Source organism: Agromyces mangrovi (genome assembly GCF_030296695.1).
In the GTDB taxonomy this organism is placed as follows: domain Bacteria; phylum Actinomycetota; class Actinomycetes; order Actinomycetales; family Microbacteriaceae; genus Agromyces; species Agromyces mangrovi.
Genome location: NZ_AP027737.1, coordinates 3,470,699 through 3,493,007 on the forward strand (window position 1 = coordinate 3,470,699; position 22,309 = coordinate 3,493,007).

Sequence of the window (22,309 nt, forward strand, 5' to 3'; positions counted from 1 at the left end):
CGCCGCCGGGCTGTGTGGAAGCCTTCCGGTCGCCCGCCCTGCACGTGCTCACTTGGCGATCAGGTTGAGCCGGGCGTTCAGCGCCGCCACCTGCTCGGCGGGTACGCCGCCCGCTTCCCGGATGAGCTTCTCGACTGTCATCCGGTCCACGATCGCCTGCATCGCGGGCGGGATCTCGACACCCTTCCCCACCTCGCCGCGGCTGGTCGCCACCGCCTCCAGCACGGAGGCGATCACACGGGCGCCGTCCTCCGACCGCTTGATGTCGCCGAGCGAGTCGCGGATGGAGTAGAACCCGGCGGGGCTCGGCAGCTCGGCGTCGTCGAACCAGTTCGCGATGGTCGTGGTCGGTGCGACACTCGCGGCGTGCACCTCCTCGACCTTGCGCAGGGTGATCGTGTCGCTGAGCTCGCCCGACCGGGCGGTCACCTCGTGGGCCCCGGTGAGGGGAACGCGGAAGCGGAAGACACGCGTGCCCGTGACGGTGCCGACCTCGACGCCGTCGACGACCAGCGTGACGCGGTCCTGGTTGGAGTAGACGATGACCTCGGTCACGTCCTCGGCACGCTCCGCACGGCGGCGTCCGGCCACGTGCACGAACGGTTCGGTCGACCAGGCCGCCTTGTACACGTAGAACGCGTCCTTCCTGAGCGTGCGGTCGAAGGACACCAGTCCCTTCTGGTTGCGACCGGCGACGCCGCCCTCGTCGCGACCGGCGGAACCGAAGTCGGCGAGGTTCCAGACGTGGGTGGCCCACAGCCATGGACGTGCCTCGATCATCTCGAGCATGTGTTCGTGGTACCGCGCCTGGTAGCCCTCCGTGTAGTCGCCCTTCTCGGGATCGGGCGACTGGTACCGCGGGTTCGCGTCCGCGCCGTACTCGGCGAGTCCGATCGCGATCCCGGGGTTGGCCGCGTGGAAGTCGTCGAGCCAGGTGTCGTTGTCCTCGACGTCGCCCACGTACCAGCCGAAGTAGAGGTTGTACGACATGACGTCGGGCAGGCCGATCAGCGGATGGTCGGTCTCGAGCAGGAACAGGTTCGCCATCGCCGTGAGGCGGGTGGGGTCCAGCCGGTGGGCGAGGCCGTTCAACTCACGGTGCGCGGCCACGACCTCATCGCCGGAGCCGGCGAGCGTGATCTCGTTCGAGAGTCCCCAGCACACGATGCTCGCGTGGTGCCGGTTCTGCACGATCAGCTCGGTCAGCTGGTCGCGTGCGTTGTCGGTCGCGCCGGGGAGGAACACGGTGATCTGCGGGATCTCGGCCCACACGACGAGACCCGCCTCATCGCACAGGTCGTAGAACAGTTGGTCGTGTTGGTAGTGCGCGAGGCGCACGGTGGTCGCCCCGATCTCGCGCAGCAGCGCGAGGTCCTGCCGCCGCATCTCCTCGGTGATGGCGTTGCCGACGCCGGCGAAGTCCTGGTGTCGGGAGACGCCGCGAAGGGGTACGCCTCACCGTTCAGCAGGAATCCCCGTTCCGGGTCGACGGCGAACTCGCGGCAGCCGAAGCGCAGCTCCACCGCGTCGAGCACCGTGTCCCCGTCGAGCAGTTCGGCGCGCGCGGTGTAGAGGTGCGGGTCGCGCAGGCCGTGCCACCGACGCACGTCCTCGATGCGCACGGAGGCCTGCGCCCGCCCGTCGCGCACGGCGACGGTCGCCCCGCCCTCGCCGTCGATGGTGAACCGCACCGCAGTGGCCGGCGTTACGCCCGCCACACCCGCGTGGAGCGCCACGTCGGCCCGGGTGCCGTGGAGCGTCGGCGTGGCCGACAGGCCCGGACCACCGTGATCGTCGAGTGCGAAGTGGTCGCGTCCGACGCTGATGAGACGCACCTCACGGTAGATGCCGCCGTAGAAGGTGAAGTCCGCCTGCTGCGGGTAGACCCGCTCGTTCGCGGCGTTGTCGACGATCACGAGCAGCGTGCCCGCGCCTGCGCCCGCGACCAGGCCGTCGGTCAGGTCCGCGCGGAACGTCGAGTAGCCGCCGTCGTGCCGTGCGAGCAGACGCCCATCCAGGTAGACCTCCGCTGAGGAGTTCACGCCCGCGAACTCGACCCAGGTCTCGCCGTCGGCGACCTCTGCCTCGATCCTGTGCGCGTACGTGGTTCGGCCGCGGTGGTACTCGCCGCCCGCCTGCCCGTCGACGGCATTCCAGGTGTGCGGCAGCACGACCTGCTCCCCGCCGACGCGACGTCCTGCCAGCTCGCCGTCGTCGGGAGCTCGAACGGCGCGAACGCCCAGCCGTCACGGAGTGACACCACCCGGCGCGGGATGGATGAGTCGGTCTGCGTCATGGGTGTCTCCTTCGACGTGCGGCGCGGGCGCGAGTGCGTGCGCCGCCCCACGCTACGGAGGAGCAGCAACAGGGTGATAGAACTGGAAGCGCACGACCAGAACCGATCCGGCAGCACGTGCGCTGCCAGATGGAATGCCGCTCATGTCGACGGAGACGCAGCCCGCGCACAGCGCAGGCGAATACGCCCAGCTGGTGACCGCACTCGCCGACGTGCTGAGCTGCCCGGTGGAGCTCACGACCGACACCCGCGCCGCGCTCGACGCCTTCGAGGCGGCGCACTGCTTCGACGCGCGATTCCAGCCGGCGTTCAGCGCCACCGTGCTGGGCGGCTTCGTGCGCGAGATGACACCGCAGGTGGTGCACGAGATCACGGAGCCGCTGGGCATGGCGATCGCGGTCACGCGATGGGGCGAGTACCTGCTCGTCATCGGCCCCTACACGCACGAGCCATTGCACGCGGGGGCGGCGGAGGAGGCACTCAGCCGGCTGGGCGTGCCGAGCGCCCGCCTGTCGGCGTACACGCTGTACCGCACGAGGTACCCGATCGTGGACGCCGGATACGCCTACCGCGGTGCCGTCGCGCTCATGCGTGCAGCGGGCGGTGAAGACCGCCTCGGCAGCCTCCGGGAGGTGCGCGCGGCCGGCGGAACCATCGCACCGGGCGACGGCGACGCGCCGCACTCCGCGGCGCTCGCGGTGGTCGAGGAGCGGTACCGCCTCGAGCAGGAGTTCATGGATGCGATCAGCGACGGTTCGTCGGAGCGTGCGCTCGCGGTGCTGCAGCGAATGGGGCGGATGCCTCGCACGATCAGCTACCTCGACACGCCCTTCCTCGGCATGACGATCCTGCGGATCATGGCTCGGGTCGCAGCCCAGCGCGGTGGCCTGCCGCCCGTCGCCATCGACGCCGTCTCCCAGGAGTACGCGCAGCGGCTGCACCGGATCGGCCACAGCTCCGACCCGCAGCACGGCGTCGCGTTCATCGCGCAGATGGTCGGCGAGTTCTGCCGGCAGGTGCGACGGCACCGCCAGCGCGACTACCCGCGACTCGTCCGGCAGGTCGCCGACGACATCGAGCTCCATCTCAGCGACCCGGTCTCCACGACAGAGCTCGCCGATCGGCTCGGCGTCTCCGCCTCGACGCTCGCCCGGCGATTCAAGGCCGCGACCGGGGTGACGATTGCCGCCTACGCCGCCAGGCAGCGCGTCGAACGGGCCGCTCGACTGCTCGCGACGACCAACCAGAGCGTGCGCGACATCGCGCTGTTCGTCGGCTACGACGACGCGAATTACTTCGTGAAGGTGTTCCGCGCCGAGCACGGCATGACGCCGACGGCGTACCGCGAGGCACACACGGCCTGACCCCGATGGCCTCCGCTCCCGGCGGAGCCGGGGCCATCGGGTCGGCGGCTGCTCCGCGCCGTCAGGCGAGCGCGTCCGCGGACTCGGCCTGGAGCGCTTCCTTCCGTGCCGCCACGCGCTTCTGCACGGCGATCATCTCGTGGCGGTCGAGCTTGTAGCCGCGCATGGCGATGAGCGTGCACGCCCAGCCGAGGATCGGCAGGCCGAAGAAGAGCAGCAGGCTCATCAGCAGGATCGCCGTGGTCGGACTGTCCGTGGGCTGCGGCATGACCGTCGTGAACCCGATCAGCGCCACGGCGCCGAGGGCGAGCGTCGCACCGAGCGACGAGATGACCTGGTCGACGATGTTGTAGGTGGCGGACACCGTCGCCGGCAGGAACTTGCCGGAGCGGTCGAGCTCGTAGTCGACGACGTCGGCCCGCATGGCCCCGTTCGCGACGGTGACGACCATCGAGGCGCCGTTCATCAGCAGGTACACGAGGAAGAACACGATCGTGAGGGTCAGGCTGCCGAGGATCGAGCCCATGTCGACCACCAGGCAGAACGCGATCAGCACGCCGGCCAGGATGAGGCAGATCCACGTCCAGGTCACGGTCGCCGCCTTCGCGCCGTGCTTACCGGTGTAGCGGGCGCCGAAGATCGCGAACACGATGCCCGGGAGGATCGCGATGAGGCCGAGCACGGAGCCGAGCTGCATGTTGCCGAGCAGGATGCCCCACATGAGCGTGGCGATCACGGCCTGCGATCGCACCACCTGGGCGAGTTTGTCGGAGGCGCCGCTGATCAGGTAGCGCTGGAAGGGCCCGTTCCGGGTGAGCAGGTTCCACATGTCGCGCATCGAGACCGCAGCCTTCGTCCGGTCGACCGAGAGGTGCGCGAAGTTCTCGGGCTTGTCGATCCTGGCGACGCCGACGCAGGCGAGGATCTGGAGCACGAAGGAGCACGCGACGTACGTGATCGCGGTCTCGCTGAGCATCTCCAACGTGAACTGGTTGCCGTGCCGGGGCAGGAACACGACCGTCGAGAGGATCGAGAAGATCGCGGGCACGAAGTACGCATAGACCGTGGACCACACCTGCACGGCGGGGCGCTGCCTGGGGTCGTTGGTGAGCACGGGCCCGGTCATCTGTCCGGCGATGTCGTTCATCGACGAGCCGATGATGTACACGCAGAACATCGCGATGAAGAACACGGCGCCGAGACCGGTGTCGGAGGCCCAGACGAAGAGCATCAGGATCGCGAGCGATCGGATGAGCCATCCGCCCAGCATGAAGAAGCGCAGCTTGCCGAACCGGAAGTCCACCTTCTCGATGATCAGCGCGAGCAGCGGGTCGACCAGGCCGTCGAAGACGCGGGTGAACGTGAGGATGAGCCCCGCCGCCGCGACGGCGATGCCGTAGCCGGCGTTCTGCAGGTAGCTCATGAGTCCGACGAGGACGTAGAAGATCATCGCCGAGCCGTTGTTCATCTGGGAGAAGGCGATCTCCCACGTTCGGGCGCGACGGTACTCGACACCGTCCGCCTGGCTGGCCGTCTGCTTCGGGTTGCGCGCCATTGCGTCTTCACTCCTTCGGGAAATCCGCCCGTGGCCGGGCGGTGGGGTGACCGCCCGCTGCCACGTGAGGTGACGGCAACGCTACGAGGTTGCCTCACGTGCCTGATAGAACGAACCGGGCGAATGCAGCAAGGATTCGGCAGGGATACGCGCTGTGCCGCCCGCTCGCGCGGTGCGAGTCGTCAGTCGATCCGGATCGCGGCACCGGGCGTGACGCCCGCTCCGTTGAAGCTGTCGACGGCGAACCAGTACGGATGCCCTGCGTTCAGTGATCCGATCTCGAGGTCGGTGCGGTCGTACACCAGCCACGAGTGGTAGAGCTTCTCGGGTGAGATGCCGTAGCGCACGTTGTAGCCGACGGCGCCGTCCGCCGCGTCCCAGCGCAGCGACGCGGTGCGCGGGTCGACCCGCTCGCCGGCGGCCTCGACGGTGCCCGCAGGCGCCCCGTCACCATGGCCGAACACGCGCAGGCCGCTCACCGCGAAGGCGCCGCCGAACGGCATCGCAGCGGCGGTGACCCGCACGTGCCGGGCACGCTGCGCCTCGGGCAGCACGATGAATGCGTGCGGGGCATCCTCTCGAGTGCCGATGGTGTCGTGGACGACCGCCCAGTCATCGCCGTCGAGCGAGAGTTCCACGCGGAACTCGGTCGGCTGCGAGTCCGGGAAGACCGCGCGCCTGCCGAACGTCGCCTTCGCGAGGTCCCGGCGCTTCGGCGCCCGCTGTGCCAGCTCGTGATCGGCGAGGTTGACCTGGAGCGCGTTGACGGTGGCCTCCGCGCCGAGGTCGAGTTGCAGCCACTCCCCGGCCGGTCCGACCCGGCCACCCACCAGGTGCGCACCGACTCGTCGGTCGCGAGCGCCGGCTCGTGCCCGGTCGCCGAGGACGACGCGATCGCGGCCGCGCGGTGCGACAGCAGCATCCAGCCGGGCGACGCCTCGTTCCACGGGTCGAACGGACCGTCGGGCACCCGCATCGGGAAGTCCGCGAAGTTCTGGTTGCAGAACAGCACGCCGTCCTCGTCGAACCCTGCCGGGAACAGCCCGATCCGCCGCTCGAAGTCGGCGTTCACCGAGACGCGCATGGTCGCGACGTGCCACCAGTTCCCGTGTCCGTCCTGGAAGGTGCTGCCGTGGCCGGCCCCCGTGATGAAGCCACCGGGCTTCGAGGAGAACGGGCTGTGCGGATCGTACTCGAAGGGGCCGAGCGGGCCGTCGCCGACGTAGCATCCGTCGGCGTAGGTGTTGAACTGCGTGCCCGGGCCGGCGTACTGCAGGTAGTAGCGATCGCCGACGCGGTTCATGTACGCGCCCTCGATGAACGGCGCGTCGCCGATGTAGGCGTCCATGATCTTGCCGCTCAGGCCGCTCCGCACCTCGGGCACGTAGTCGTCGCCCGTGCGCTCCCATCCCCTGGTCGCCGTGTCCGCCGAGATCAGCGGCACCGGCTCGCCACGACTCTGCAGCGTGGTCCGGTCGAGCTCGACGCCGCTCACGGGACGGTTGTGGGAGCAGCCCCAGTAGAGGTAGAGTCGGCCGTCGTCGTCCTGGAACGTGTCCGGGTCCCAGAAGGCGATGTCGCTCGGCGCGACCTCCTCGAAGTCGTCAGTGAGCGGGTCGACGCTGCGGAAGAAGCGTCCCTTGGTCTTCCGCGAGGCCGTGAACAGCAGCGCGCCGTCGACCTCGCGGACATCGGGCGCGTAGTCGATCGCGGGAATCGTCTCGCTCGGCTGCAGCGTCCACTCGACGAGGTCCTCGGAGTGCCAGAACCCGCGCGTCATCGAGGCGAACATGTAGTAGCGGTCGCGGTAGAAGACCACCGTCGGGTCGGCCGCCTCGCGGTGCACGCTGCGACCCACGAACGGGGTGCGGATGTCCTGGTAGCGGTACGCGAGGTCGAGCGGGTTGCAGACGATGCGCGAGGTCATGCGTGCACCTCCGTCGCATCCGCCCGGTGCTCCGCGCCCGCCCGCAGGTGCGCGATCGAGGCCGCGATCGCCGCGAACGCGTCGCCGTCGACGTGGTCGAACTCGATGACCGGGATGCAGGTTCCGGGGGCGGCCGCGAGCGCGGCGCCATTCTCCAGGCGTCCGGACCCCAGCGCGCACTGCGTGAGCACTGCAGGGTCGTACCCTTCGCCGCCGACGAAGACGTCCACGGCCTCCTGCCCGTCCTTCAGGTGCAGCGCGCGCACGCGCGTGCCGAGACGCTCGATGAGTGCGGGCACGTCCTGCCCCGCCGCAGTCGCCCAGTAGACATCGACCTCCAGCGCGACGCGCTCGTCGAGGAGCGAGACGAAGTGCTCGTAGACGGTCACGTCGCCGACGCGGTGGTGGAACTCGAAGGAGTGGTTGTGGTGGGCCAGCACGAGGCCCTCGGCGGCAGCCGACTCCACGAGCGCGTTCATCCGGTCCGCGGTGCGGGCGACGTCGTCGGCCGTGCGCCACCGCTCCGCGTCGACCATCGGGTCGATCACGATCTCGGCGCCGAGCGCGCTCGCTGCGGCGAATGCGGCGGCGGGCGGCGGGACGGCGAGGTCCCGACCGCCGATCCGCACGGTGTCCGACAGCAGCGGAGCGTGCGCGGTCGGGATCGAGAGCCCGTTCGCCGCAGCCGCGGCCGCGAGCTCCGCCGGGCGGTCGTACACCGAGAAGGGCTCGATGGCCTGCGCGCCCAGGGCAGCGAGGCGTCCGAGCGTCGCGTCGAGGTCCGCGAGGTCGTGGCGTACCGAGTACAGCTGGACGCTGATCGTGGGCATCGTCGCGGAACCCATCAGAGCGTCTCCCCCGCGTCCGCCAGGAGCGTGCTGCCCGTCATGATCATCGACAGGTCGCTCGCGGCGAAGAGCACGACGCGCGCGATGTCGTCCGGCGTGCCCATGCGGCCGATCATGCTGGACTGCATCACGTCGAGCGGCGGCGTCTCGATGCCGGCCGCGGCGGCCGCCTCGGCGCCCGCCTTCGCGGCGGCGATGTTGCCCTCCGTGGGCACGAAGCTCGGTGCCACGCCGAGCACGCGGATCCCGAGCGGGGCCAGGTCGACGGCGATCGACTTCGTCATGCCGAGCGCGGCATGCTTCGAGCCCACGTAGGCGGCCATTCCGGGGAACGCCACCTGCACGCCCGCGGTCGAGATGATGTTGACGATCACGCCGCCCGATCCGTCCGCGGACATGCGGCGAGCCGCCTCGCGCGAGCCCAGGAACACGCCGCGCGCGTTGACCGCGAACGTCGCGTCCCACATCTCATCGGGCATGTTCGTCACGGGCGCGTTGGGGAAGATCCCGGCGTTGTTGACCCAGACGTCGATCCCCCGAGTTCCGCGACCGCCAGGTCTGCGGCCTCCGCGACCGAGGCCGCATCGGTGACGTCGGCGCGCGTGCTCGCCACGCGCACGCCGTAGCGGTCGGCGAGCTCCCCGGCGGCCACGCGTGCGGCGTCCGCGTTGAGGTCGATCAGCAGGAGGTCTGCGCCGGCCTCGGCCAGGCGCGCCGCGATCGCCCTGCCCAGCCCCTGGGCGGCACCGGTGACCACGGCCCGACGGCCGGCGAGCGAGAGCAGGTCTGCGAGGGGGCGGGCCGAGACGTCGGCGAACGGGAAGCTCACGCTGCGGCCTCCGTCGACTCGAGTGCGTTGCGTTCGGCGACCCGGCCGAGCCACGCCAGGCTGGGCTTCGGGGTGCGGGCGAACGTCTCGCGGTCGACCGCGACCAGGCCGAACGTCGGCTCCCAGTGGCCCCACTCGAAGTTGTCGAGCAGCGACCAGTGCAGGTAGCCGCGTACGTCGATGCCGTCGTCGATGGTCGCGGCGAGGCCGCGGAGGGCCTGGTCGGTGTAGCGGATGCGCTGCGCGTCGTCGGCCGTCGCGATGCCGTTCTCGGTCACCAGGATCGGCGTGTGCTCGCTGATCTCCCACGCGTGCCGCACCGCCATGGCGAGCGAGTCGGGGCGGTATGCGGTGCCGACGAGTGTGTTGTCGGGGTGCGGCGGGTGCGGCACGAGCCCGTTCGCATCGACCTGCTGGCTGGAGTACGCCTGCACGCCGACGAAGTCGTCGCCGCGGCTGCCCTCCCAGTAGACGTCCTCCTTGCCGAACCGGATCTGCGCCAGCTTCTCGTCGCCGCCGGGTGCGGCCGTGAGCGCGCCCGCGGCGATCGTCCAGCCGACCTTCGCACTCGTGCGCTCCCGCACGATCGCGCGAGCGGCGTGGTGCACGCGTGTGAACATGCGGCCGATCTCGGGGTCGGCGTAGGTGAGGAAGTCGCTGTGCGTCTGCTGCTCGCCGTCGCCGTCGCCGTCGGCCTCGACGGTGGGGCTGGTCCAGTCGCCGCCGGAAGCCGCGAGGTGACGCATGGCGGTCATGATCGCGGCCTGCATGTTCGGCTCGTTCATCGTGACGACCCACTCGACGCCGTCGAGGATCGTGCACGCCTGCTCCACGTACGCGCAGAACAGCTCCTGCGCCTCGGGGCCGTCCCATCCGTCCGCGCCGGCGAACCACTGCGGTGTCGTGAAGTGCTGCAACGTCACCACCGGCGTCACGCCGCGCGCCAGGCACGCGTCGATCATGCGCCGGTAGTGCGCGAGTTCGGCGCGCGAGAACTGCCCGCGGATCGGCTCGATGCGCGACCACTCCAGGCTGAACCGGTAGGAGTCCAGTCCGGCATCGGCCAGCAGAGCGATGTCCTCCGCATACCGGTGGTAGCTGTCGCACGCGTCGCCGGACGACTCCATGCCCGGCATCATCTGCTCGCGCGCCCACCAGTCGCTGTTGACGTTGTTGCCCTCGATCTGGTGGCCCGCGGTCGCGGCACCCCACAGGAATCCGTCGGGGAAGGTGATCATGGGAATGTTCCTCTCGTTGTGGTCGTCGTCGACTCGGGTCGGGGTCGGCTCGTCTCAGGCGCCGGCCGTCGCGGGTTCGGTCGTCAGCGGGGCGGATGCCGCGACGCGTCCGGGTCCGACACGCTGCTCGGTGCCGTCGGGCAGCACCACGAGCGCGGTCGTGCCCGATGGGATCTCGGCATCCAGGTGCATCCGATCGCCTTCGATGCGCCACGCGACGGCGATCGTGCCCTGGGGGCCGTCGTGTGAGCCGCGTGCCCAGGTCATGCCGGGTGCCGGCACCGGTGCGATGACGACCTGTTCCCATGCCACGGATTCGTCGGGCTGGCGCAGGCCGAGCGTGTGGGTGTGCAGGAAGCGGATGACCGCGCCCTTGCTGTAGTGGTTCAGCGACTCGTGGGCGTCGCCGTGCTCGTCGATGCCCTCCCAGTCCTCCCAGATGGTCGTGGCGCCCCGGTCGACCATGTACAGCCACGACGGCGCGCTGCGCTGTGCGAGCAGTTCGTAGGCGAGGTCGGAGCGGCCGGCGTCCGCGAGCACGGGCAGCAGGTCGCCGGTGGCGAGGAAGCCGGTGCCGAGGTGGGTGCCGGCGTCGCGGATCAGCGTGACCAGCCGGTCCACGGCCGCGGTGCGGTGCTCGTCGGGGATCAGCCCGAACGAGAGCGCACGCACGTACGCGGCCTGCGTGTCGCCCGCGGTCGTGCCGTCGGGTCGGAGGTACGCCTGCCGCCACGCGTCGGCGATGCGCTCGGCGACCTGCGCGTAGGAGCGCTGCTCGTCGTCGCGGCCGAGGACGCCGGCGATCGCTGCCAGGGTCGCCGTCGAGCGGTGCAGGTAGGCCGTGCCGACCTCGCCCTTGTCGGCCATGAACCAGGCCATCGGGTCGTGCTTGATCGGGTCGATCCGGTTGCCGTCGGCGTCGCGCTCGCGCGGTTCGGTCCACTCGCCCCAGTGGAACGTGCCGTCCCAGAGGTACTGCTCGAACGGCTCGGGCTCGGGCGAGGCCTGCACGCGTGCGTGGTGACGGGCCGACCGCGCCTGCTCGAGCGCCCACTCGACCCAGCGCACCATGGCGTCCCAGTTCTCGGCGAGCACGTCGCGGTCGCCCGAGGTGCGGTACAGCTCCCACGGCACCGCGACGATCGCGTCGCCCCACCCGGAGGAGCCGGTCATCATCGCGAACTGATCGTCGAGGTGGTGCTTGATGCGCCGCCCGTCGGGCGAGAAGTTCGCGATGCGCCCGTCGTCGAGCTGATCGTCGCGCACCGACTGCAGCCACTTCCGGCTGAAACCCAGCACGTCGTACAGCCGCGTCGCGGTCGGCGCGAAGACCTGGTAGTCGCCGGTCCAGGCCAGCCGCTCGCGCGTCGGGCAATCGGTCGGCACGTCGACGGCGTTGCCGCGGAAGCTCCAGTCGGCGATCTCGTGGAGACGGTTCAGGTCGTCATCGCTCGACGCGAACTCCCCGACCCGACGCAGGTCGGTCTGCACCACCCGCATCTCGACGCTCGCCGGGTCGAACGGCGCACCCGTGCGAGTCACCCGCACGTACTGGAACCCGTGCACCGTGTGCCGCGGCTCGAACACGTCGTCCCCATCGCCGGCGACCACCTCGTCGCGCTGCACGAACGGCAGCGGCGCCTCACCGGGACGCTCGGAGTCCAGGTGTGACGTGGACAGGTCGCCGTCGGCGCCGACGAACTCGCCGTAGTCGACGACCGTGCGCGTCCCGGCCGCGCCCAGGTCCGTCATCCGCAGCCAGCCCGACGCGTTCTGCCCGAAGTCGAGCACCCAGACGCCGTCGGACACCTCACGGGCCGACACCACCGGTCGCGTCTCGACCACGCGCACCGGTGGCGCCGGCGACCACGTCACCGGCGGCGCATCCCGCACGACGCCCACGCGCACCGGCGCCTCCTCGCCGACGGGCTGCGAGTGGTCGACCGTCTGCCCGGCCATCAGGTCGGCGCGGGTGATGCACGATCGGATGCTGCGCCAGTCGCCGTCGCTCCGGATGACGCGCGTGCTGCCGTCGGCGAGTGCGACGTGCAGTTCGACGCGCGCCGCGGTCGTCGTGCCCCAGCCGGCCGGGAGCCGGAACGCGCCGACCTGGCCGCGGTACCACCCGTCGGAGAGCTCGACCTCGATGCGATTGCGCCCCCGGCGCAGCGCTTCGGTCACGTCGTACGCCTGCGCGTACAGCGTGCGGTCGTACGACGTCGAGCCAGGTGCGAGTTCCGCGCCGCCGGCGCGGCATCCGTTCACCGTGGCCGTGTACACGCCGAGTGCGGTCGCGTAGAGCCGCGCGTGCACTACGCCGTCCGGCAGGTCGAACGCGCCCGCGAGCCGGTGCGCGGGGCGCTCGCCGTAGCCGGGATCGTCGGCCTCGACCGGGGAGATCCAGTCGGCCGTCCAGTCCTGGTCGAGCAGCCCGACCTCGAACGAGGACCATTCCGACCAGGACGACTCCGCCACGGCGGCGCGGACCCGCCACCGCACCCGGGCGCCGCTGGCGAGTGCGCCGAACGGCCAGGCAGCGAAGCGTCGGGACGCGAGGGTTGCGGTCGATGTCACGCCGTCCACGTCCGCCTCGAGCTCGTACGCCGTTCCGACGGCTCGCTCGAGCGGGTCCTTCCAGGACAGCCGCGGAGCAGGTCCGGTGACGATGAACTCGTCCCCGCCGCTGTCGACGGTCAGGTCGTGGGGTGCGTTCGGCTGCATGGTGGGTCCTTCGTGGTCCAGGTGTCGGTGGTCCGGCTCGCTCAGCGCACCGACTTGACCTTGAGCAGGATGATGAGGCCGCCGATGAGCGCGAACACCGCGCCGCTCAGGTACAGCAGCGTGTAGTTCTTCACGTCGCCCACGGCGCCGATCGTGATCACGACGCCCGCGATGAGCGGCGCGATCGCGCTCGGGATCTTCTGTGCGAACTGGACGACCGCCATGTACCGGCCGACCTGGTCGCGTTCGGGGATGATCGCGAACACGATCGCCTGGTCGACCGTGGCGAAGACCGCGATCGCGAGCTGCATGAGCACGGCGCCGACGATGATCTGCGGCAGGTTCCACGCGGTCGCCTCGACGACCGCCCCGACCACGAAGAGCAGTGAGGCGATCATGACGAACAGTCGCCTGCGCTGCAGCTTGTCGGACAGGAACCCGCCGACCAGCGCGCCCGCGGCCGCGGCGAGCACGCCGATCATCCCGACGGTGGCGACGATGCCCGCGACCTCCCGGACGGGCAGGTCGAGCCGCTGGGCGTAGAAGAACGTGCCGAACGTCGTGTTGAAGTAGAGGCCGATGAAGAACACGAAGCGGCCGAGCCAGTTCCAGGCGAAGTCGGGGTACTTCCGCACGTCGAAGCCGTAGCTCGTCACGACCGACTTGAGGGTCACAACGTCGTTCCGCGGGAGGTGCTTCGAGCTTCCTCGGGCTTGATGAGCGGGAAGATCGCGAGCATCAGCGCACCGATGATGCCGGGAACGAGGAACACGAGCGTGGTGTTGGACGACACGGCGTAGGCGACGCCGATGCCCAGCACCGGCGCGATCTGGGTCATCAGCCCGGTGAGGGCCGACACCTTGCCGCGCTGGGACTCGGGGAGCTTGTCGGCCATGAGCAGCTGGAGGGGCGCACCGGCGATCGACCAGCCGGACATGCCGAGCACCCAGCCCGCGCCGACGATCAGCAGGTTCGGCGCGAACGAGATCACGACCAGGCCGAGGAGGCCGATCACGATGCCGAGGTAGATGAAGGGCGTGCGTCGCCCGAACCTCGACCGCGTGCGGTCGCTCCAGATGCCGATCATCGGGCTGATGATCAGGTACACCGCCTGTGCGGTGCCGGTGATGTAGCCGAGCACCTCCTCGCGGCCCGGCGCGAGTTCGCTGATCCGGACGGCGATGCCGTAGGCCAGCGGCACCATCATCGCCATCGAGACGCCGAAGCTCGCGAGCATCAGCCAGAAGATGTAGCTCCGGCTCATCGGCTGCTGGGGCTCGGCGACGCCGTCGGCCGCGGTGGACTGCTGCGCGTCGGCCACGGCGATGCCCGCGGCGTCTGCTGCGGCCGGCTCGTTCCTCGTCACCATTGACTCCTTCTTCGGTGGATCCGGCCCGCGGTTCGACCGCGGCGCGGACTGGGGATGCCCAAAAAGTAACCACTCTGGTTACATCTGCGGTAACTGTAACCACTTCGGTTACTATTGACAAGTCCGGACGCGGACCGGGTCTGCCAGACTCGGCGGATGGACGACCCGGGAGGCGACATGGACGGTTCGACGACGACGGTCGGGACGGCACGCCCGAACCGACGCGGCCCCTATGCGAACACCGCGGCACGACGAGCCGAGATCGTTCGCGCAGCCCTCGCGAGCTTCGCGGAGCACGGGTACGAGCGCGCATCGCTGCGCGACATCGCCGCTCGCGCGAACCTGACGCACGCGGCCCTCCTCCGGCACTTCGCGAGTAAGGACGACCTGCTCCTCGCGGCGCTCGCCCAGCGGGACGCCGACGACGAGGAACTCGCGCGTCGCATCATGCAGTCGAAGGTCTCGGCCGAACGCGTGCTCTCCACGGTGCTCGCCGACGACTTCGCGCACCCCGAGCGCCAGCGGAACTGGCTCGCGATCACCGTCGCGGCGACGAACCCGGAGCATCCGGCTCACGAGTTCTTCATCGCACGTCGCGATCGCATGCGGACGAACTTCTCGAGCGGCCGCCTCACGACCGCCCACGACGGCGAAGAACTCACCGCCGACGACAAGACCACCATGCTCCTGGCCATGATCGACGGCCTCCGCATCCAGGCACTGCTCGATCCGACGCGCGACACGCTGCCGCTGCTCGAGACCTTCATGCGACTGATCGCCACCGACGACGACGCGACGCGCTGATCACCGCGTCCGGTCGCGCGCCGAGCCCATCCCGATCCACGTGGCAGCTCCCGCGCGCCGGACCCACTCCTGACGCGGCTCACTCCACTCGCGTGCGACGTCGCGCAGCCAGATCGTCGAGTCGGGCTGGCACGACGAAGCCCCCGGGTGTCGGTCGACTCCCAGGGGCTCGCTGGGTGGATCTGAGGGGACTCGAACCCCTGACCCCCTGCATGCCATGCAGGTGCGCTACCAGCTGCGCCACAGACCCGTTCGCCTCATCGGAGGCAACTCGACAAGCTTACAACATCTTCCCGAGCGCGGAGAAATCGAGGGGCCTCAGGCGCCGTTCGGCAGCAGCGACGCGACGTCGATCACCGGGCAGTCGCGCCAGAGGCGCTCCAGGCCGTAGTACATGCGCTCCTCCTCGTGGAACACGTGCACGACCAGGTCGCCGAAGTCGAGCAGCACCCAGCGGCCCTCGGCACGCCCCTCCCGACGCACCGTGTGCACGCCGTGCTCGCGCAGCGCGTCCTCGACGCCGTCGGCGATCGCGACGACGTTGCGCTCCGAGCGGCCTGAGACGAGCAGGAAGATGTCGGCCAGCGGCAGCGGCTCCGAGACGTCGAGGGCGACGAGATCGGTGCCGCCCTTCTCGTCTGCGGCGGCCGCGGCGATGCCCAGCAGGTGGCGGGCGTCGTCGGTTGCGGTCATCGTGCGGGATGCCCCTCTCAGAACAGGTTCAGGACGTAGCCGGCCACGAGCGTGCCGACGACGCCGAGCGCGAGGACGCCGGCGGTCACCGCGAGCACGAGCGGCACGTTCACGCCCTCCTTCTTGGGCGGCGTGATGACCCCGCGCTGCGAGGTCTGCGTGCTCACCGCACGGGCGGCCGAGATGGGGGCGACGCCGCCGCCCGTGTCCTCCATCTGGTCGAACATGCTGTCGAGGTCGGGCGAGTCGATGTGGCTCGGGTGGGCGCCGGTCGAGCCGTAGCTGCGCGGCAGGTCGATCGACCCGGTGACCATCACCTCGCCCGTCGCCGGGTGCGTCATCGCCCCGGGGTTCGGCAGGCTCGGCAGGATGAGCGCGTTCGTGGTCGTGGAGCCGCCGCGGCCCGAACCACCGCGTGCGAGCAGCTGGTCGAACGGGGTGGGAGCCTCCGGCTCGTCCTCCGCCATCTGGAGGCTCCAGTGCCCCGTCGGGGTGGAGGTTCCCGCCGGAGTCGGGGTGTCGACCGAGACGGGCTCGAACGAGGGCGCCGGGGCCTGGTTGGCGGCGTGGTGCGAGGTCATCGCGACCGGGGTCGCGGAGCGCTCGGCCGCGGGTGCCTGCCGGGCCGGCGGCGCCGGCGGCAGCGATGGTGCGTCGAGTTCGTCCTGGGTGCTCTCGCCCTGGCTCTCGAGGAGCGCGCGCAGCTCGCGTCGGGTCAGCGTGCGCTCGGGAGCGGACTCGCGGGCTGCGGGAACGGGCGGCTGCGGGGTGGACTCGGCCGCCGGGCGCACCGGGGGCGCCGGCGGCGGAGTCGCCTGCGACGACCATGCGGGCGCGGCGGGAGTCGCCTGCACGGGCTGCGGGAAGCTCGGCTGCGGAGCCGGCTGCACCGGCGGCGCGGGGGCGGCGGCCTGCGGCGGCACGGGGTCCGGCGCAGCCTGCTCGGGCGCTGCGGCGGGGGCATCCGGGGTCGACGACGCGGCCTGCTGTGCCAGCAGGCGCTCGCGCTCACGAGCTTCGCGGCGCGTCAGTGGCGGATCCTGCCACGACGTCATTCGAGACTCCGATACAGACGGTGCTTGGAGATGTACTGGACGACCCCGTCGGGCACCAAGTACCACACCGGGTCACCCCGGCGCACCCTGTTCCGGCAGTCGGTGGACGAGATCGCAAGTGCCGGAACCTCCAGCAAGCTTACGTCCGCCTCGGGCAAACCCGAAACGGAGAGCACATGTCCCGGACGACTCACAGCAACGAAGTGCGCCTGCTCCCAGAGTTCGCCGACGTCCTTCCACGAGAGGATCTGCGCGACGGCGTCGGCGCCGGTGATGAAGAAGAGCTCGGCATCGGGTCGTTGACGGCGGATGTCGCGCAGCGTGTCCGTCGTGTAGGTCGGCCCCGCACGGTCGATGTCGACGCGGCTCACGGTGAACCGCGGATTCGACGCGGTCGCGATCACCGTCATGAGGTAGCGGTGCTCGGCCTCGGTGACCGCGTCCTTGTGCGAGGGCCGGCCGGTCGGGACGAAGACGACCTCGTCGAGGCCGTACGAGTGCGCCACCTCGCTCGCGGCGACGAGATGGCCGTGGTGGACCGGGTCGAACGTCCCGCCCATCACGCCGATACGCGGGCGCCCCGCCTCGTCGGCCACGGTGGTGCCGATGCTAGTGGTGGTCCGGTTCCTCGCCGGCGGCCACGCGGGCGGCGTACGCCTCCGCCTTCTCGCGGTGACGGTTCGCGACGTCGCGGTACGACCAGGTGACGAAGCCCAGCGCGATGAAGATCACGAGGGCGATGAGCCCGTAGACGATCGGGTCGATCGGGAGCTCGCGGGCGAACTCCGTCTCAGCGAGCACCGTGGTCAAGACCTGCATCAGCCATTCCTCCATCTTGCGCGTCGGGAGCGCGCGTCACCCAGTCTAGCGAGGCCGTCGCGGTCAGCCGCGCACCTGCCCGTCGCCGCGCACGAGCCACTTGGTGCTCGTGAGCTCGGGCAGCCCCATCGGTCCGCGCGCGTGCAGCTTCTGCGTCGAGATGCCGACTTCGGCACCGAACCCGAACTCGCCGCCGTCGGTGAAGCGCGTCGAGGCGTTCACCATGACCGCGGCCGCGTCGACCTCGGCGAGGAAGCGCTCGGAGGCGGCGAGGTCGTCGGTCACGATCGCCTCGGTGTGGCGGGTCGAGAAGCGGTCGATGTGCTCGAGCGCCTGGTCGAGGTCGTCGACGACGCGCGCCGAGATCTCGAGCGCCATGTGCTCGGCCGCGTAGTCCTCGTCGGTCGCGGGGAGCACCTCGGGCCGCACCGACTGCACGGCCTCGTCGCCGCGCACCGTCACGCCCGCCTCGAGCAGTCGATCGAGCACCGCGGGCAGCAGGCGCTCGGCGGCCGCCCGGTGCACGAGCACGGTCTCGAGCGCGTTGCAGACGCTCGGCCGCTGCACCTTGGCGTTGTGCACGAGCTCCACCGCGCGCTCGAGTGGTGCGCTCTCGTCGAGGAACATGTGCACGACGCCCGCGCCGGTCTCGATGACGGGCACGGTCGACTCGGACACCACGGTCTCGATGAGCCCGGCGCTGCCGCGCGGGATCAGCACGTCGATGCGGCCACGCGCGTGCATCATGGCGCGCGCGCCGTCGCGACCGAAGTCGTCGACGGTCTGCACCGCTCCCTCGGGCAGGCCCGCCGCGGAGAGCCCCTCGCGCAGCACGCCCACGAGCACGGCGTTGGTGCGCTCGGCGGCCGAACCGCCGCGGAGCACCACGGCATTGCCGCTCTTGATCGCGAGCGCGGCGATGTCGACCGTGACGTTCGGCCGCGCCTCGTAGATCGCGCCGACCACGCCGAGCGGCACGCGCACCTGCTCGATGCGGATGCCGTTGGGCAGGCGCCGTCCGCGCACCGACTCGCCGACCGGGTCCTCGAGGCGCACGACGTCGCGCACCGCATCGGCCAGCGCTGCGACGCGCTGCGACGTCAGCGTGAGGCGGTCGAGCAGGCCGTCGCCGAGGCCGTTCGAGCGGCCCGCCGCGATGTCCTGCTCGTTCGCGGCGAGAATGGCGGGTTCGTGCGCGAGCAGCGCGTCGGCGATCGCGTCGAGCGCGGCATCCTTCACGCCCGTCGGCCGGGTGCCGAGCACCCGCGCTGCGGTGCGCGCCTCGTCGAATCGGGAGGCGAGCACGGGGTCGATGGCGACGGTCGACTGCATGGGGCAAGCCTATGCGAGCCGGGAGCCCTCCGGGGCGGGGCCGGGTGCGAACCAGGTGCCGACGGATGCGGCCGTGAGCGCCTCGCCGACGAGCGACGTCGCGGTGATGAGCACGGCGGTGCCGGCTTCTGCGGCGATGCGCGCCGCGCTCACCTTGGTCTCCGCTCCGCCGGTGCCGACGCCCGAGCGGCCGGCGTTGCCGATCTCCACGCCGTCGAGCGGGTCGCCGAACGGCACCTCGTCGATGCGCTCCGCGCCCGGCAGGTGCGGGGGCATCGTGTAGAGCGCGTCGACGTCGGAGAGCAGCACCAGCAGGTCGGCGCCGATGAGTTCGGCGACGAGCGCCGCGAGCCGGTCGTTGTCGCCGAAGCGGATCTCGTGCGTCGCGACCGTGTCGTTCTCGTTGACGATGGGCAGGATGCGCAGGCCGAGCAGCCGCTCCATCGCGCGCTGCGCATTGCTGCGCGGCGTCGCGTGCTCCAGGTCGCCCGCGGTCAACAGCACCTGCCCGGCGATGATGTCGTACCGGTCGAGCGCGTCCTGGTAGCGGAACACGAGCAGGTTCTGACCGACGGATGCCGCGGCCTGCTGCGTCGCGAGATCGGTCGGCCGCTCGTCGAGACGCAGGTAGGGCATGCCGGTCGCGATGGCGCCCGACGACACGAGCACGACCTCGACGCCGCGCCCGTGCGCGGCGGCCAGCGCATCGACGAGCGGGGCGATCTGGCCGGCCTGGTCGCCGCTGATCGACGACGAGCCGACCTTGACCACGATGCGGCGCGCGACGCCGATGTCGGTGCGGTGCAGGGGCGTCATTCGTCCTCGTCCCACATGCCCGACTCGCGCTCGCGCTCCAGCTCGGCGCGTGCCTCGGCCTTCGCGTCCATGCGGTCGTGGTAGTCGCTCCTGCGCTCGGCGCGGGTCGCGCGCCGGCTCTCGTCGAGGCGCGGGTCGGCGCCGCGCGGCGCGACCATGATCTCGGCGGCCGACGTGAGGGTCGGCTCCCAGTCGAAGACGACGCCCGAGCCGGGACCGATCACGACGGTCGAGCCGGCGACGGCACCCGCGCGCACGAGCGCGTCCTCGACGCCCAGGCGCGCGAGACGGTCGGCCAGGTAGCCGACGGCCTCGTCGTTGGCGAAGTCTGTCTGGGCGACCCAGCGCTCGGGCTTCGCACCCAGCACGCGGTAGAGCGTGCCGTAGGTGCCGCCCTCGGGCTTCACGGTGAACTCGACGCGGTCGACCGCCTTGGGCCGCAGCACGATGCGCTCCGGCTCGGGCTCGGCTGCAGCCGCCTCGCGGGAGGCGGCGACGAGCTCGCCCAGCGCGTAGCCGAGCACCTTCAGGCCCTCGTGGCTCACGGTCGAGATCTCGAAGACGCGGAATCCGCGCGCCTCCAGCTCGGGGCGCACGAACTCGGCCAGCTCGCGCGCCTCGGGCACGTCGACCTTGTTGAGCGCGACGAGCTGCGGACGCTCGAGCAGCGGCGTCTGCCCCTCGGGCACCGGGTACGCGCCCAGCTCACCGAGGATCACGTCGAGGTCGCTGATCGGGTCGCGACCCGGGTCGAGGGTCGCGCAGTCGAGCACGTGCAGCAGCGCCGAGCAGCGCTCGACGTGGCGCAGGAACTCGAGGCCGAGGCCCTTGCCCTCGCTCGCGCCCTCGATGAGGCCGGGCACGTCGGCCACGGTGAACCGCGTCTCGCCCGCCTGCACGACGCCGAGGTTCGGGTGCAGCGTGGTGAACGGGTAGTCGGCGATCTTCGGCCGCGCCGCGGACATCGCCGCGATGAGGCTCGACTTGCCGGCCGACGGGTAGCCGACGAAGGCCACGTCGGCGATGGTCTTGAGTTCGAGGACGACGTCGCCCTCCCAGCCGGGCGTGCCGAGCAGCGCGAAGCCCGGCGCCTTGCGCTTGACCGAGGCCAGCGCGGCGTTGCCGAGACCACCGAGGCCGCCGGACGCCGCGACGAACCGCATGCCGGGCGAATCGAGGTCGGCGAGTTCGACGCCCTGCTCGTCCTTCACCACGGTGCCGACCGGGACGGGAAGCTCGAGCGGCTCGCCCGTCGCGCCGGAACGGTTGTCGCCCATGCCCGGGGAGCCGTTCTCCGACGAGCGGTGCGGGCGGTGGTGATAGCCCAGCAGCGTGGTGACCTGGGTGTCGGCCACGAGCACGATGTCGCCGCCGTTGCCCCCGTTGCCGCCGTCGGGGCCTGCGAGCGGCTTGAACTTCTCGCGGCGCACCGAGACGCAGCCGTTGCCGCCGTGGCCGGCGCGCAGGTGCAGCGTCACCTCATCGACGAAGCTGACCATCTCGGCTCCTCCCCCGTGTGGAAATGCGTGAGGGCGAGCCGAAGCCCGCCCTCACGTGTGATCTGTCCGACTACTCGGCGGCCGCCACGATGTTGACGACCTTGCGGCCGCCCTTCGTGCCGAACTCCACCGCGCCCGCCTGGAGGGCGAACAGCGTGTCGTCCCCGCCGCGGCCGACGCCGGCGCCGGGGTGGAAGTGCGTGCCGCGCTGGCGGACGATGATCTCGCCCGCGCCCACGACCTCGCCGCCGAAGCGCTTCACGCCGAGGCGCTGCGCGTTCGAGTCACGACCGTTGCGAGTGGAACTCGCACCCTTCTTGTGTGCCATCGCTGTCTCCTCTTGGCTCTACTTGATGCCGGTGACCTTGACGCGCGTGAGCTCCTGACGGTGGCCCTGGCGCTTCTTGTAGCCGGTCTTGTTCTTGAACTTCTGAATGACGATCTTGGGGCCGCGGAGGTCGCCGAGGACCTCTGCCGTGACCGTGACCTTCGCGAGCTTCTCGGCGTCGGAGGTGATCGTCTTGCCGTCGACCAGGAGGACGGCGGGCAGCACGACGTTGCCGTTCTCGTCTGCCGTCACTCGGTCCATCGTGACGATGGTGCCGACCTCGACCTTCTCCTGCCGGCCGCCGGCGCGCACTACTGCGTAAACCACTACTCGTACCAATCTCCAGGGAGCCTCATCGGCTCCATCGTGTTGTTGAGGATGTCACTGCGCGGAAGACCCCAGCGGGAAGGAGGGTCGTAGCTGCCAGAAAACCTTGGGCGGACCCGGGATAAGCGGAGACGCACCAACAGACGATTCTACGTGACGCGAGGCGGGCGGTCAAACGGACGCCGTCGGCGCGTCGCCCGTAGACTCGACCGCATGGCCGTGCTGATCGATCGCCCGATGTGGCCGGCCCACGGCACCGTCTGGTCGCACCTGGTCAGCGACACCTCCCTCGACGAGCTGCACGCGTTCGCACGCGCGGCCGGGATCCCCCGAGGGCGTTCGACCTCGACCACTACGACGTGCCCGCCGAGCGCTACGACGACCTGGTCGCGGCGGGCGCGGAGCCCGTCGGCAACCGCGACCTGGTCCTGCGCCTGCGCGCGAGCGGCCTGCGCGTCACCCAGCGCGCGCGGCGCGGGCGCTGACCGA

General features: G+C 70.8%; 20 protein-coding genes, 1 tRNA gene and 3 pseudogenes. 3 read left to right on the plus strand and 21 right to left on the minus strand.

From position 1 onward, the window contains the following. Positions 1 to 48: 48 nt before the first annotated feature. A complete protein-coding gene (locus QUE38_RS16625; protein WP_286309430.1) occupies positions 49 to 1,386 on the minus strand; it encodes a glycoside hydrolase family 2 TIM barrel-domain containing protein in 1,338 nt (445 codons plus the stop codon). Positions 1,387 to 1,511: 125 nt separating this feature from the next. After that, a pseudogene (locus QUE38_RS16630) lies at positions 1,512 to 2,171 on the minus strand (sugar-binding domain-containing protein); the annotation flags it as partial. A 268-nt stretch (positions 2,172 to 2,439) separates the two neighbouring features. Here QUE38_RS16630 and QUE38_RS16635 point away from each other — a divergent pair. Further along, the gene (locus QUE38_RS16635) at positions 2,440 to 3,660 is read left to right on the plus strand and encodes a helix-turn-helix domain-containing protein (protein WP_286309431.1); all 1,221 of its coding nucleotides are present in this window, start codon (positions 2,440 to 2,442) and stop codon (positions 3,658 to 3,660) included. A gap of 61 nt (positions 3,661 to 3,721) precedes the next feature. Here the strand turns inward: QUE38_RS16635 and QUE38_RS16640 are convergent, their stop codons facing one another. The 9 genes and pseudogenes from QUE38_RS16640 to QUE38_RS16685 all read right to left on the minus strand — a co-directional run bounded on the left by QUE38_RS16640 (position 3,722) and on the right by QUE38_RS16685 (position 14,144). Beyond that, positions 3,722 to 5,215, minus strand: coding sequence for an MFS transporter (locus tag QUE38_RS16640; protein ID WP_286309433.1), 1,494 nt, complete (start codon positions 5,213 to 5,215; stop codon positions 3,722 to 3,724). Positions 5,216 to 5,397: 182 nt separating this feature from the next. Next, on the minus strand, positions 5,398 to 5,718 hold the full coding sequence (locus QUE38_RS16645) for a fibronectin type III domain-containing protein (protein WP_286309434.1): 321 nt from the start codon (positions 5,716 to 5,718) through the stop codon (positions 5,398 to 5,400). Next, positions 5,691 to 7,142: a family 43 glycosylhydrolase gene (locus QUE38_RS16650; RefSeq protein WP_286309436.1), complete on the minus strand. Its 1,452-nt coding sequence runs from the start codon at positions 7,140 to 7,142 to the stop codon at positions 5,691 to 5,693. Before QUE38_RS16650 ends, QUE38_RS16645 begins: the two co-directional genes overlap by 28 nt. Continuing rightward, on the minus strand, positions 7,139 to 7,987 hold the full coding sequence (locus QUE38_RS16655; RefSeq protein ID WP_286309438.1) for a sugar phosphate isomerase/epimerase family protein: 849 nt from the start codon (positions 7,985 to 7,987) through the stop codon (positions 7,139 to 7,141). Before QUE38_RS16655 ends, QUE38_RS16650 begins: the two co-directional genes overlap by 4 nt. Then, positions 7,987 to 8,873, minus strand: a pseudogene (locus QUE38_RS17775) (SDR family NAD(P)-dependent oxidoreductase). The gene QUE38_RS16655 and the pseudogene QUE38_RS17775 overlap by 1 nt, the downstream one beginning before the upstream one ends. Then, positions 8,816 to 10,057, minus strand: a complete 1,242-nt coding sequence (locus QUE38_RS16670; RefSeq protein WP_286309442.1) for a glycoside hydrolase family 1 protein — start codon at positions 10,055 to 10,057, stop codon at positions 8,816 to 8,818. The pseudogene QUE38_RS17775 and the gene QUE38_RS16670 overlap by 58 nt, the downstream one beginning before the upstream one ends. Before the next feature lie 54 nt (positions 10,058 to 10,111). Beyond that, the gene (locus tag QUE38_RS16675) at positions 10,112 to 12,778 is read right to left on the minus strand and encodes an alpha-L-rhamnosidase (RefSeq protein WP_286309443.1); all 2,667 of its coding nucleotides are present in this window, start codon (positions 12,776 to 12,778) and stop codon (positions 10,112 to 10,114) included. 41 nt (positions 12,779 to 12,819) lie between these two features. Beyond that, positions 12,820 to 13,452, minus strand: a complete 633-nt coding sequence (locus QUE38_RS16680; RefSeq protein ID WP_286309444.1) for an MFS transporter — start codon at positions 13,450 to 13,452, stop codon at positions 12,820 to 12,822. Continuing rightward, positions 13,449 to 14,144 carry an MFS transporter gene (locus QUE38_RS16685; protein ID WP_286309445.1) on the minus strand — a complete coding sequence of 232 codons (696 nt, stop codon included), beginning with the start codon at positions 14,142 to 14,144 and terminating at the stop codon, positions 13,449 to 13,451. Before QUE38_RS16685 ends, QUE38_RS16680 begins: the two co-directional genes overlap by 4 nt. A 159-nt stretch (positions 14,145 to 14,303) precedes the next feature. Here QUE38_RS16685 and QUE38_RS16690 point away from each other — a divergent pair, with 159 nt between their 5' ends. Continuing rightward, entirely contained in the window at positions 14,304 to 14,951 is a 648-nt protein-coding gene (locus QUE38_RS16690; protein ID WP_286309447.1) for a TetR/AcrR family transcriptional regulator, read from the plus strand. Between the two features lie 177 nt (positions 14,952 to 15,128). On the opposite strand, the gene QUE38_RS16695 is transcribed toward QUE38_RS16690, so the two are convergent. The 10 genes from QUE38_RS16695 to rplU form a co-directional block, all read right to left on the minus strand. After that, positions 15,129 to 15,201: transfer RNA gene (locus tag QUE38_RS16695), tRNA-Ala, on the minus strand. A 68-nt stretch (positions 15,202 to 15,269) separates the two neighbouring features. Further along, positions 15,270 to 15,644: a ribosome silencing factor gene (rsfS, locus tag QUE38_RS16700; RefSeq protein ID WP_286309448.1), complete on the minus strand. Its 375-nt coding sequence runs from the start codon at positions 15,642 to 15,644 to the stop codon at positions 15,270 to 15,272. Between the two features lie 17 nt (positions 15,645 to 15,661). Beyond that, on the minus strand, positions 15,662 to 16,699 hold the full coding sequence (locus QUE38_RS16705) for a hypothetical protein (protein WP_286309449.1): 1,038 nt from the start codon (positions 16,697 to 16,699) through the stop codon (positions 15,662 to 15,664). After that, positions 16,696 to 17,259 (minus strand): nicotinate-nucleotide adenylyltransferase, encoded by a 564-nt coding sequence (gene nadD, locus QUE38_RS16710; protein WP_286311883.1) that lies wholly within the window; start codon positions 17,257 to 17,259, stop codon positions 16,696 to 16,698. Before nadD ends, QUE38_RS16705 begins: the two co-directional genes overlap by 4 nt. 49 nt (positions 17,260 to 17,308) lie before the next feature. After that, positions 17,309 to 17,518 (minus strand): hypothetical protein, encoded by a 210-nt coding sequence (locus QUE38_RS16715; RefSeq protein WP_286309451.1) that lies wholly within the window; start codon positions 17,516 to 17,518, stop codon positions 17,309 to 17,311. 63 nt (positions 17,519 to 17,581) lie between these two features. Continuing rightward, positions 17,582 to 18,850 (minus strand): glutamate-5-semialdehyde dehydrogenase, encoded by a 1,269-nt coding sequence (locus QUE38_RS16720; protein WP_286309452.1) that lies wholly within the window; start codon positions 18,848 to 18,850, stop codon positions 17,582 to 17,584. Between the two features lie 9 nt (positions 18,851 to 18,859). After that, complete coding sequence (gene proB / locus QUE38_RS16725; protein ID WP_286309453.1) at positions 18,860 to 19,666, minus strand: glutamate 5-kinase; 807 nt, start codon at positions 19,664 to 19,666, stop codon at positions 18,860 to 18,862. Further along, the gene (gene obgE, locus QUE38_RS16730) at positions 19,663 to 21,165 is read right to left on the minus strand and encodes a GTPase ObgE (protein ID WP_286309454.1); all 1,503 of its coding nucleotides are present in this window, start codon (positions 21,163 to 21,165) and stop codon (positions 19,663 to 19,665) included. Before obgE ends, proB begins: the two co-directional genes overlap by 4 nt. 70 nt (positions 21,166 to 21,235) lie before the next feature. Beyond that, positions 21,236 to 21,493, minus strand: coding sequence for a 50S ribosomal protein L27 (rpmA, locus tag QUE38_RS16735; protein ID WP_281886619.1), 258 nt, complete (start codon positions 21,491 to 21,493; stop codon positions 21,236 to 21,238). Positions 21,494 to 21,511: 18 nt separating this feature from the next. Beyond that, a complete protein-coding gene (rplU, locus tag QUE38_RS16740; RefSeq protein WP_286309456.1) occupies positions 21,512 to 21,820 on the minus strand; it encodes a 50S ribosomal protein L21 in 309 nt (102 codons plus the stop codon). A gap of 213 nt (positions 21,821 to 22,033) precedes the next feature. Between rplU and QUE38_RS16745 the strand changes: the two are divergent. Then, positions 22,034 to 22,305: pseudogene (locus tag QUE38_RS16745) on the plus strand (DUF4031 domain-containing protein). The last annotated feature ends 4 nt before the right edge of the window (positions 22,306 to 22,309 follow it).

Coding starts and splice junctions, on each gene's coding strand:
- QUE38_RS16625 (WP_286309430.1), bottom strand. CDS start 1,386: ATGCGGCGGCAGGACCTCGCGCTGCTGCGCGAGATCGGGGCGACCACC.
- QUE38_RS16635 (WP_286309431.1), top strand. CDS start 2,440: ATGTCGACGGAGACGCAGCCCGCGCACAGCGCAGGCGAATACGCCCAG.
- QUE38_RS16640 (WP_286309433.1), bottom strand. CDS start 5,215: ATGGCGCGCAACCCGAAGCAGACGGCCAGCCAGGCGGACGGTGTCGAG.
- QUE38_RS16645 (WP_286309434.1), bottom strand. CDS start 5,718: ATGCCGTTCGGCGGCGCCTTCGCGGTGAGCGGCCTGCGCGTGTTCGGC.
- QUE38_RS16650 (WP_286309436.1), bottom strand. CDS start 7,142: ATGACCTCGCGCATCGTCTGCAACCCGCTCGACCTCGCGTACCGCTAC.
- QUE38_RS16655 (WP_286309438.1), bottom strand. CDS start 7,987: ATGGGTTCCGCGACGATGCCCACGATCAGCGTCCAGCTGTACTCGGTA.
- QUE38_RS16670 (WP_286309442.1), bottom strand. CDS start 10,057: ATGATCACCTTCCCCGACGGATTCCTGTGGGGTGCCGCGACCGCGGGC.
- QUE38_RS16675 (WP_286309443.1), bottom strand. CDS start 12,778: ATGCAGCCGAACGCACCCCACGACCTGACCGTCGACAGCGGCGGGGAC.
- QUE38_RS16690 (WP_286309447.1), top strand. CDS start 14,304: ATGGACGACCCGGGAGGCGACATGGACGGTTCGACGACGACGGTCGGG.
- rsfS (WP_286309448.1), bottom strand. CDS start 15,644: ATGACCGCAACCGACGACGCCCGCCACCTGCTGGGCATCGCCGCGGCC.
- QUE38_RS16705 (WP_286309449.1), bottom strand. CDS start 16,699: ATGACGTCGTGGCAGGATCCGCCACTGACGCGCCGCGAAGCTCGTGAG.
- nadD (WP_286311883.1), bottom strand. CDS start 17,259: ATGGGCGGGACGTTCGACCCGGTCCACCACGGCCATCTCGTCGCCGCG.
- QUE38_RS16715 (WP_286309451.1), bottom strand. CDS start 17,518: ATGCAGGTCTTGACCACGGTGCTCGCTGAGACGGAGTTCGCCCGCGAG.
- QUE38_RS16720 (WP_286309452.1), bottom strand. CDS start 18,850: ATGCAGTCGACCGTCGCCATCGACCCCGTGCTCGCCTCCCGATTCGAC.
- proB (WP_286309453.1), bottom strand. CDS start 19,666: ATGACGCCCCTGCACCGCACCGACATCGGCGTCGCGCGCCGCATCGTG.
- obgE (WP_286309454.1), bottom strand. CDS start 21,165: ATGGTCAGCTTCGTCGATGAGGTGACGCTGCACCTGCGCGCCGGCCAC.
- rpmA (WP_281886619.1), bottom strand. CDS start 21,493: ATGGCACACAAGAAGGGTGCGAGTTCCACTCGCAACGGTCGTGACTCG.